6 protein-coding genes are annotated in these 9,069 nt (G+C 31.8%); all 6 read left to right on the forward strand.

Annotated features, from left to right (window positions below; translation table 11 throughout):
• Positions 1 to 30 precede the first annotated feature (30 nt).
• Complete coding sequence (wrbA, locus tag GC105_RS13640; protein WP_152805848.1) at positions 31 to 678, forward strand: NAD(P)H:quinone oxidoreductase; 648 nt, start codon at positions 31 to 33, stop codon at positions 676 to 678.
• A 163-nt stretch (positions 679 to 841) separates the two neighbouring features.
• On the forward strand, positions 842 to 1,870 hold the full coding sequence (locus GC105_RS13645) for a hypothetical protein (RefSeq protein ID WP_152805851.1): 1,029 nt from the start codon (positions 842 to 844) through the stop codon (positions 1,868 to 1,870).
• Between the two features lie 442 nt (positions 1,871 to 2,312).
• Positions 2,313 to 3,242: a DnaJ C-terminal domain-containing protein gene (locus GC105_RS13650; RefSeq protein ID WP_152805854.1), complete on the forward strand. Its 930-nt coding sequence runs from the start codon at positions 2,313 to 2,315 to the stop codon at positions 3,240 to 3,242.
• A gap of 88 nt (positions 3,243 to 3,330) precedes the next feature.
• On the forward strand, positions 3,331 to 5,910 hold the full coding sequence (gene clpB / locus GC105_RS13655) for an ATP-dependent chaperone ClpB (RefSeq protein WP_152805857.1): 2,580 nt from the start codon (positions 3,331 to 3,333) through the stop codon (positions 5,908 to 5,910).
• A 735-nt stretch (positions 5,911 to 6,645) separates the two neighbouring features.
• A complete protein-coding gene (locus GC105_RS13660) occupies positions 6,646 to 7,326 on the forward strand; it encodes a hypothetical protein (RefSeq protein ID WP_152805861.1) in 681 nt (226 codons plus the stop codon).
• A gap of 67 nt (positions 7,327 to 7,393) precedes the next feature.
• The coding region (locus tag GC105_RS13665) for a hypothetical protein (protein ID WP_193708425.1) at positions 7,394 to 9,069 on the forward strand (1,676 nt) is incomplete at its 3' end.

Genomic DNA, 9,069 nt, shown 5'->3' on the forward strand with positions numbered 1-9,069 from the left:
TATTATATCTATTTAATTGGAGGGATATTAATGAAAATGTTAATCTTATTTTATTCAACTTATGGTCATACTTATAAGATGGCAGAAGCTGTAGCAGAAGGGGCAAGAGAGATTAAAGATGCTGAAGTTACTATCAAAAGAGTTCCAGAAACTTTGCCAGTAGAGGTTATAGAGCAGATAGGCGCATTAGAGGCTCAAAGTGTATTCAGTCATATTCCTATTGTAAATACAGGAGAACTTTCTGATTACGATGCTATTGTATTTGGTACACCTACAAGATTTGGGAATATGGCAGGACAAATGAGAAATTTCTTAGATACTACAGGTGGTCTATGGGCATCTGGTTCGTTAATAGGAAAGGTATCAGGTGCATTTACAAGTTCCGGCACTCAACATGGCGGACAAGAATCTACTATTCTCAGCATTCATACAACATTGTTGCATCATGGGATGATTATTGTTGGGTTACCATATAGTTTTTCAGGGCAATCTGGTGTTGACGAAGTCAAAGGTGGGAGCCCTTATGGTGCATCAACTATTGCAGGTGCGAGTGGAGAGAGACAACCAAGTAAAATAGAATTAGATGGAGCTAGATTTCAAGGAAAGCACATTGCTAGTATTACAAGTAGATTAGGAGTTCAGGGTGATCCAATTAAGACTAGAACTTTTGATTTGTAGATTAAATTGAGTCACTGGACAAATATTTGTATGTTTTTTTATGTTTTTATTGTGTTTTTTTTGACAAACTATTATATAATAAATAGTTAATAAAATAACTTAATGGCATATCTTCTTAAATCAAGCTATAATAATAGTAAGATGTATTTTAGGGGGTGAGTCAATGAAGTTGCAAGAATATCTAAACATGCAAAATGAATACCTAATTAAGAATTTGTCCCTAAGTGAAAACGTTTACCAGACTATTGATAAAGACGTATATAAAGAACTGTATAATCATTTTACTAATACTACAGAAGCTTTTCACTTATTAACTTATTCAAATGATTCTGATTTTCACAGTACTGAGTTCTATGTAATGACTAACGAATTAATGCTAGACAGCTGTTCAATAATTAATAATGATGATGTTAAACTCCAGATTAATTATAATGAAAATACATTAGTGTTTACATTAAACCTTCAAGAATCTAAGACCAAGGTACCTATTGTATTTGATTTGGTGGATAAACAGATTAGTTTTGAATTGTCACAGTTGCTAAAACAAAAATATATTAATCTGCACTTTTTATCATGTACAGATAGTGTGTTGAACACAGATCATTCAGTAAAGGTATTCATTACGGAAAAAATAAAGTCTAAAATTTTAGAATCTTTAGAGTTATTCTTAAATTATTATAACTTAGAGGAACAAGAACCTATAGTTAATTTTGAAGACTTATTAATTAGCACAGAAACATCGTATTTAAAGATTACGATAAATCGTAATGATGTGGAGACGATGAACGTTAGCAAATACGAGATTATGTTAAAAACACTTTATCCTAACGTCCTCATGACTCACAATTTTCATGAAAATGTCGACTTGGTTATAAACGGATACGAAGATGATACTAGGGAAATATGGCAAATTCCAGAGGTAAGGAAATTTGTTAAAAAGTTGAACAAAAGATTTGATCAATGGTTTTACTTCTTGGATAAAAACTCTGATAGCTTGTACTGGCTGACAATGTGTCTATGCGGTAAGGGTTTTGGAGAAAAAGATAAGTTATTAATGAACAATCTAGCATTTAATGATTTTATCAATGATCAGTTAAAGAGCTTAAGTGAACTGTGTTACTATTTAAATGATCCCAATAAATACAATGAAATTAAAGAAGGCGTATTTATTTATTATGGGATAATAGTATAAAAGTCAGTTATTTAACCTGTAGGAGTTTATAAACTCTACAGGTTATTTTTTTAAGATTAGGTTGCTAAGGGCTAATTTTTCTATTTTGATTTAATCTCCTTTAGAGTTGATATTATTATATGGTTAGCATAGTAGAGTTGTATTATAATAGATATCAGAACTGATATTTAAAGATTGTGTGAAATAATTTTTGGTAACAATATGATTTATAGTAATCATTATGGGTATATATTAATTAAAAAGTTAGTCTTATAGACATAAAAATCTATGGAGTTTTTTTATACTAAGACTTTCTATAGAAGGTTGCTGCTTTATAGTTATTATATACTTAAATCAGGTTAACTAAGGTTACCTGATTTTTACATCGAAATTATTGCTATTGTACCTATTATAAAAAAATACCAGCAACTATAAGGTATTTAAAGCAAGGGAGGATACTATATTGAAGTACAAAGATTATTATGAAGTATTAGGGGTAGACAAAAAAGCAACACAAGAGGATATAAAAAAATCATATAGAAAATTAGCAATGAAGTATCATCCGGATACTAACCCAAATAATAAAGCTACAGATGAAAAGTTTAAAGATATTAATGAGGCATATGAAGTTCTTGGAGATACAGAAAAGAGAAGTAAATACGACCAATTTGGTTCTCAAAGTCAATTCCAAGGAGGTGCAGATTTTGACCCATCGAAATATGGGTTTGGTGGACAAAATACTCAATATAAATATAGCAGTGGTGGAGATAGTGACTTTAGTGATTTTTTCAATGCCTTTTTTGGAGGAGGAGCAGATTTCGATGTAGAAAATATGTTTCATTCTTCTCGTGGAGGTCGACAAAGAGCAGTAAAGGGAAATGACGCAGAATTAGATGTGAAAATAACACTTGAAGAAGGTTATAGTGGAGTACAAAAAAATCTTTCTCTTAGAATTGGAGATGAAACTAAATCTTTGAATTACAAAGTTCCCAAAGGAATACAAGAAGGTGAAAAGATACGTTTAAAAGAGCAAGGGCATAAGGGTCAAGGCAATGGAAAAAATGGTGACCTCTATATAAAGTTTCAGTTTATCAAAGAGGAAAATAGGGTTTTAGAGGGTAACAATCTTCATGTAGTAGTCGAGCTGCTACCATGGGAAGCTGCTTTGGGTACTCAAAAATCAATTAAAACATTAGAAGGAACAATATCTGTAAAAATACCCAATGAAATTCAAACTGGCAAGAGAATACGATTAAAAAATCAAGGGTATATCGATAAACAATCTAATAAAGGAGATTTATTTATAACAATTAAAATAATCAACCCTACTATTATAACTAAAGAGCTTAAAGAATTATTTATAAAGATGAGCGAAATTTCCGGGGAGAAATAATTAGAATATATAAGTGAAATTAATTTTAGGGAATTAGCTCTACTTAATCTATCTTGAATAATAATTTTAATTATAGAGGAGGTAAACTATGAATATTGAAAAATTCACTGAGAAATCCCAACTAGCTATTCAAGAAGCTCAGAGTATGGCCATAAGAATGGGAAATCAAGAAATCGATGGAGAACACTTACATTTTAGTTTGTTGACTCAAGAAGAAGGCTTAATACCTAGATTGATTAACTATATGGGTATAAATCTAGAATTATATAAAAAGGATTTAGAAGAGGAAATTGCAAAATTTCCAAAAGTCTATGGTAGTGGTGCAAATAATTTGTATACTACAAGAAGACTAAATGAGTTGATTCTTAAAGCAGGAGATGAAGCAAAAACATTTAAAGATGAGTATGTAGGTGTAGAGCATATTTATATCTCTCTGTTAAAGGAGAAAGATACTCTTTCAACTAAATTATTTCAAAGACATGGAATCACTTATCAAAAGTTTATGGAAGCACTTAGTAAAATAAGAAGTAATCAACGGATTCAAAGTAAAAATCCTGAAGAAACTTATGAAGCTTTATCTAAGTTTGGTAGAGATTTAGTTGATATGGCTAAAAGTGGAAAGTTAGATCCTGTAATAGGTAGAGATGAAGAAATAAGAAGAGTAATTAGAATACTATCTAGACGGACAAAAAATAATCCAGTTCTTATCGGAGAACCTGGTGTTGGTAAAACTGCTGTCGTAGAAGGGTTAGCACAAAGAATCTTAAAAGGAGATGTGCCCGAAGGCTTAAAAGATAAAACCATATTTGCACTAGATATGGGGGCATTAATAGCAGGAGCAAAATTCAGAGGAGAATTTGAAGAGAGGCTAAAAGTTGTTCTAGATGAAATTCAAAAATCTGAAGGTAGAATACTCCTGTTTATTGACGAGTTGCATACTATTGTTGGCGCAGGAAAAGCTGAAGGTGCTATGGATGCAGGGAATTTATTAAAACCTATGCTGGCACGAGGAGAACTACATTGTATAGGAGCAACTACACTAAAAGAATATAGGGAATACATTGAAAAAGATGCTGCATTAGAAAGAAGATTTCAACCAGTTATGGTCGATCAACCAACTGTAGAAGATACTATTTCAATACTAAGAGGACTTAAAGAAAAATTCGAAATTCATCATGGCGTAAGGATTACAGACGGCGCAATAATATCTTGTGCAGTGTTATCGGATAGATATATTTCCGATAGGTTTTTACCTGATAAAGCTATTGATTTAATGGATGAGGCAGCATCGATGATTCGAACAGAAATCGACAGTATGCCTTCAGAACTCGATGAAGTAAGCAGGCGAATTATGCAATTAGAGATTGAAAGACAAGCATTAAAAAAAGAAAAAGATATGGGATCAAAGGAAAGATTAGAAATAATTGAAAAAGATATTTCAACTCTTAAAGATAAAGCCGATGGTATGCAAGCACAGTGGGAAGCAGAGAAAAATAATATCTCTAAAGAAAAACAGATAAAACAAGATATAGAACAAGTTCAAAGAGAAATTGAACAAGCAGAGAGACAGTATAACTTAGAAAAATTAGCAGTACTAAAACATGGAAAGTTACCAGAATTAGAAAAATTATTAGTAGAGGCAAAAGAAAAACAAAATAGACAACTATTAAAAGAAGAAGTTACAGAAGAAGAGATTGCAGAGATTGTATCTAATTGGACTGGAATACCAATAACGAAATTGATTGAAAAAGAAAGAGATAAGCTATTGCAACTAGAAAGTATACTTCGAGAGAGAGTTATAGGCCAAGAAGAAGCAATAACTGCTGTAAGCGATGCAGTGTTACGTGCTAGATCTGGTTTAAAAGATATTACAAAGCCTATTGGGTCATTTATTTTTCTAGGACCTACTGGGGTAGGAAAGACAGAATTATCAAAAGCTTTAGCTGAGGCATTATTTGATAGTGAAGACAGTATCGTACGTATAGATATGTCAGAATATATGGAAAAACACGCAGTTTCTAGGCTGATTGGTGCTCCTCCTGGTTATATAGGATACGAAGAAGGTGGACAATTAACAGAAGCTATTAGAAGAAAACCTTATTCAGTAATTTTGTTTGATGAAATAGAAAAAGCCCATCCTGAAGTATTTAATGTGTTACTACAATTATTAGATGATGGAAGACTTACAGATAGTCAAGGTAGGACAGTTAATTTTAGTAATACAGTTGTTATTATGACTTCAAATTTAGGTAGTCAAGAATTGTTAAAGGGAATTAGTAAATCAGGAGAATTAGATAATGAAATTAGGGAGAGTGTTCTAAATAGACTTAATGAATACTTCAAACCAGAGTTTTTAAATAGAATTGACGAAATAGTTTTATTTAAGCCTTTAGGAATGGAAGAAATTATAAAAATTATTGACATTACTTTAGGCTACTTGATTCAAAAATTACGTGAGCGAAAGATAAAACTAAGTGTTACAGAAGGTGCTAAAGAATTTATGGCAAAGACAGCTTATTCATCTACTTATGGTGCAAGACCTATAAAAAGATATATACAAAAAAACATAGAGACTGAAATTGCAAGGAAAATTATAGGTGGCACTTTAGAAGAGGGTAGTATATTAGAGATTGACATTGATAGAGAAAATTTAGTATTTAAAACATAGGAATAGGTACAAAAGATGTAAATAATATTCATTTCCCATTAATGGGCACTAAGACTCTCGCGATTACTAAAGAAGGAATAGAATACTTTGAAACATTCATACACTATATCATGCCGGTAGGGGCGCACTATGTGCGCCTTTTTTAATATCCTTGGGAAAAGTATCTCAACAATTATTGTAAATATATTAATCCCCGTACTAAGACTCACACTTCAATCTTTAACCTTAATAGCCACTAAATTTTACATATTTATATAAATAAATGGCTAAATGTCACGCTATATGGTTTATTTATCACATGTATCTTGTATATTTAAGTTAATTTATTATAATAAAACTAAGAGTAATCAGCAAAAAAACATACGATAAATAGAAGAGTTTGCATATTCAATTTTCTGTTATAATGTATTTGGAACAAAACATAAAGGGTAAATAAAAAAGCAATAAATATTGTTTCTTCAATGTATTTTATCAAAAATTATATTAAAGCAAAAACAATTATTTGCAAAATAATATAGTTTTATAAGTTCACATAATTTATTATTAATGTTAATATATATATAATATAATAAATTTTATATACTTATAGTTTGAACGATATATGCTCATAATTGTCTTTCTTTTTTAATGGAATATTATTTTATACGAGAGGGGGGAAATAGTACATTTTCCAAATGTTTAGACAATTATTGAGAGTATAAATAATAGAAACATATTACAAAGGAGGATAAAAATATGAAAAAAGTGATTGCTTTATTGTTTTTAGCGATGATGTTTTTAAGTTTTACATCCATGGCATATGCACAAGAATCAGATTTAGGTTATGAAGACATGAACGAAAAAGAAGTAAAGGCAGAATTACTAAAAATAAGAGAAAATTTCTCAGACGAAATGAAACTAGCAGACCAATTGTCATACAATTATTCCCTAAAAACTAATGCGGAAAAAATGAATGATGATCTTCACATAGTAGCAGTATCAGAAAAAACAATAGAAGGTCAAGATTATCAACTTATTGTCTTATCAAGCGGAGTTTATAATACTCTTACTGCAGAAGGTGGTAGCAGTGCATCTATATCAGGTGGAACACAATATACTAATGTTACTGTAAGAGCTCAACTTTATGGTACTTTAAGTAACGCACTTACGGGTCATACATTTAGAACTATACTAAGTTATAAAGTAGGAAATGTAAATACTGTAACTGCTGCCAATCTCGGAACGCAATTTGCTACTACCAACCAACATAGGGTGACTTTAAATCCATTGCTCTGGCAATATAATGGAAGAACCGGTCTACTTTATACTGGTGGTGGTGGTACTACTCCACTATATAATACATTTAGGATTAAAATTGAACCAATGGCATCAAATTCTTATGCTAAGAATTTAAGATTAACGGGGTATTTATATTAATACGTATATATATAACACTGGTAGCACCCTGAAGCAGGATTCAGGGTGCTGACAAATTATATATAGTATGATTGGAGCTGATATATTGTATAAAAGTAGTGACAAATTATGTAGAATAAAAATCATTTTGATCATTTTTTCTGTAATGTCGTTATTATTCTTATTAGGATGCCAACAAGTTTCCATGTTGATGGATAAGACATTTCCTTCCTGGATTAAGGAGTACGTTTCAGAAGATCCGGAGCTTTTATGGGCATATGAAAATGGATATTTCTTGGAAGAACCAATAGTAGAGGAAAAAGATGGCTTAAAAATGACTATCTGGGCTCTTTTATCTGATGATGTCCTTACACAAGTTTTAGTATCAGTTGAATCCATTGAAGATGAATACCCTGTTCCGGGCTATGCAAGAATTACAGATATAGATGAGAAGCCAATAGAGCATTATATTTCTAAATCGGCTGCTCAAACGATTCATGGTACAGTGAGTACTGAATATATACTTTCTCCAGCTCTAGGCGAACATAAACTTACTGTTAAACTTGGGAGTAGAGAAATTGAGTTTGAATATTTTATCCTTGGAAAACAATTGCAATTTAACAATGAAGAATTGGCGAAATTCAATACTTCTCATAAAATTGACAAAAATATAGATGTCTCTAATGGCTCCATGTCCATAAACAAGGTGATATACACACCGTCTATGGTATATGTCAATATAACCAATTCGGGAGCAGAACGTATTGACAATATTTTTGGTTTAGAGAATGATTTATATATCATGGCTGACGGTAAAAAATTACAAGGAGTCATTAGACAAGGGGGGGATTATGGCGATGATATCCCTTATTATCTTGCCTTTCCACGTCCTAAAAAAGCAGAAGATGTAAAAATTATCATACCTGCCCTTACTTATAAGAAGAACGTAGATTTTACATTTAGTAAATCCGATATAGGTACAACGAAGACTTTAGAAGGAACTGACCTTACTTTAAGAGACTGGCGTGTGGCAGAAGAAGGGTTGGAACTAGATATATTACATGGAGATGGAAATTTATATGAAATAATTGATTGGGAAATTCCTAATACAGAAGTAAAATCTATTGATGTCTATGGTAGTGACCTGCGCATCAACAAAGATGATGAACATCTGATGATATATCATTTCCCTACAGCAAGGAACTCTAGCGAGTGGGAGACCGCCGATTCAGTAACTATAACCTCAGTAAAGGTTCTTCAGGAAGGACCCTGGACAATAGATTTGCCTCCTATAGAGAATGTGCAATCTGCAAAATCCCCGGAAACTGCTCAGAATCATTCATATGATACCATGAAAGATGCTGTTGAAGCAGTAATCTCTCAAGAAGGTAAGGAGATGTACTTTGAAGGAGGAACATTTACTTACAATGCGAAGGAACCTTATGATAATGGTAAACCTTCTTATCATATTCTTTTTTCTGTAGGCGAAGTCCAAGAAAATCAAGTGACTTCAAAAGCTTATACTGTTGGAAATGAGATAACTTCATCTGAAGAACAAAAACTTATTAGGTCACCCGAAGCCCATGAAATGATAAAGAATGCAGAGATGAATAAGATTTTAGAGACTTATGAAGACAGAACACATTTCGTCGTCGACTTGGCAAAGAAAGAAGGCAGAGATCTGGCAGATGATGCATTTTCAATGGGATATTCCCTAGATGGATTATACAATGGAGTATGGTTCTATGTATTCTTTAATGGTGA

Origin of the sequence: Alkalibaculum sporogenes, assembly GCF_009362815.1 — a bacterium.
Lineage (GTDB): Bacteria > Bacillota > Clostridia > Eubacteriales > Alkalibacteraceae > Alkalibaculum_A > Alkalibaculum_A sporogenes.

Excerpts from the sequence above, each read along its gene's own strand:
- clpB (WP_152805857.1), top strand. The coding sequence starts at position 3,331 with ATGAATATTGAAAAATTCACTGAGAAATCCCAACTAGCTATTCAAGAA.
- GC105_RS13645 (WP_152805851.1), top strand. The coding sequence starts at position 842 with ATGAAGTTGCAAGAATATCTAAACATGCAAAATGAATACCTAATTAAG.
- GC105_RS13660 (WP_152805861.1), top strand. The coding sequence starts at position 6,646 with ATGAAAAAAGTGATTGCTTTATTGTTTTTAGCGATGATGTTTTTAAGT.
- wrbA (WP_152805848.1), top strand. The coding sequence starts at position 31 with ATGAAAATGTTAATCTTATTTTATTCAACTTATGGTCATACTTATAAG.